The organism is Streptomyces sp. NPDC127092 (assembly GCF_042722475.1).
Classification (GTDB): domain Bacteria; phylum Actinomycetota; class Actinomycetes; order Streptomycetales; family Streptomycetaceae; genus Streptomyces.
Map to the genome: position 1 here is coordinate 1 of NZ_JBHXFE010000245.1, position 1,354 is coordinate 1,354.

Sequence of the window (1,354 nt, forward strand, 5' to 3'; positions counted from 1 at the left end):
GTGCCACACATGGCCGGCGCGTTCAGCGACCTTGACGTGCTTCTGTTGCTCCTCGTCCCACTCGGTCACGGAGGTCATCACGGCGGTGCCGTGCGCGCGGCGCGGACGCTCCAGCTGGTACCCGATTTCAAACGCATCATGCTTGTTCAGCTCCTTGCCTGGCTCGACGCGGAACGTGATCCGCTCGTCTCCGGCAACGATCATCGGGCGGGTGTGCTCGTTCGCCCGGCCCGGCCCGGCCAGGTAGTAGACGAGTCCGGCCATGTCCCCGCCTCGGGTGACGTTCGGGATCATGCGCGGGCCTCCACAGACACCTGATCCACGGTCTCCTCCAGGCGGTCCAGACAGCGCCGCAGCTGAGCCAGCTCAGCGTGCAGCTCAGCGTGCAGAACTTCACCCGTCGCGTTCGCGTGGCGCGTGAGCTGGTTCAGGTTCGTTCCGACCTTGGCGATCTGGTGCTCCACCTTGAACAACGCCGTGATGGTCTCGCGCGCCGCCTGCGGGTCAACGCCCCGGGCGCGTGCGATGCCAGCCTCCACCATGTACCGCTGCACCGTCTTGTTCTCCCGCTGGGCCGCGATGGACAGCTCCGCTGCCTCGGCCTCGGTGAGACGAACGAACTTGGACACGGGGCGGCCGCCATCATGGTTCGCCATCCGCTTCCGCTCGGCCATCGCCGCCCTCCTTCCAGCACAGTGCAACGCCACTCGGTCACACCGAGTGTCCCACCCCCTCGACCCACGGGCAAGGGGGGCAGGCCACTTAGCTATGCTAAGTGTATAGCTTGCTCCGGCCTGGCCGGTCGGTTCCTTTGATGCCGGGGGTGACCAGAGCGTGACCCCCGGTTCGCAAGCTGGAACCCCATTCGATGCGCCCGAGCATCGCCGCCCCTATGCTGGGGCCATGCCGATGGACACGACACACTTCCTGGAAGAAATGCGCCGGATGAACGAGGAGCGCATGGCGGCGGCTGAGCGGATCGCGGACGCGCTTGCGCGCCGCGAGGAAGCACACGCAGCCGCCGCCGAAGCCGACTCTCAGACAGAGGCAGCGTTCCGTGATGCCGAACGTGCAGGGTGGACACCTAGTGAGCTAAACCGTCTGCGGCCCTCGGACATGACCACACGTAAGCGCAGCACTCGTACGCGCCGGCCACGCAAAACAAACAGCACTTCATCCACTTCCGAAGCCTCGTCTACGGTGCCACCCACGGCCACCGAGACCGCGCCCACGGCTGACTGAACACACACGCGCGGACGGGGCCGGGGTGGTTTGGTGGGGGGACCCCCCCGGGCCCCTCCCCATTTGCCTCTGCGCGTTCTCCTCTCTCTCCCTTTCGCTCCCCTTTTGCCGG

2 protein-coding genes and 1 pseudogene are annotated in these 1,354 nt (G+C 66.7%); 1 reads left to right on the forward strand and 2 read right to left on the reverse strand.

Going from position 1 to position 1,354, the window contains the following annotated elements; genetic code table 11:
• A pseudogene (locus tag ACFWJO_RS39350) lies at positions 1-294 on the reverse strand (hypothetical protein); the annotation flags it as partial.
• The gene (mobC, locus tag ACFWJO_RS39355) at positions 291-674 is read right to left on the reverse strand and encodes a plasmid mobilization relaxosome protein MobC (RefSeq protein ID WP_363932950.1); all 384 of its coding nucleotides are present in this window, start codon (positions 672-674) and stop codon (positions 291-293) included. The pseudogene ACFWJO_RS39350 and the gene mobC, both read right to left, overlap by 4 nt.
• A gap of 229 nt (positions 675-903) precedes the next feature.
• Between mobC and ACFWJO_RS39360 the strand changes: the two genes are divergently transcribed.
• On the forward strand, positions 904-1,242 hold the full coding sequence (locus tag ACFWJO_RS39360) for a hypothetical protein (RefSeq protein ID WP_172718183.1): 339 nt from the start codon (positions 904-906) through the stop codon (positions 1,240-1,242).
• Positions 1,243-1,354: the final 112 nt, after the last annotated feature.

Coding starts and splice junctions, on each gene's coding strand:
- ACFWJO_RS39360 (WP_172718183.1), top strand. CDS start 904: ATGCCGATGGACACGACACACTTCCTGGAAGAAATGCGCCGGATGAAC.
- mobC (WP_363932950.1), bottom strand. CDS start 674: ATGGCCGAGCGGAAGCGGATGGCGAACCATGATGGCGGCCGCCCCGTG.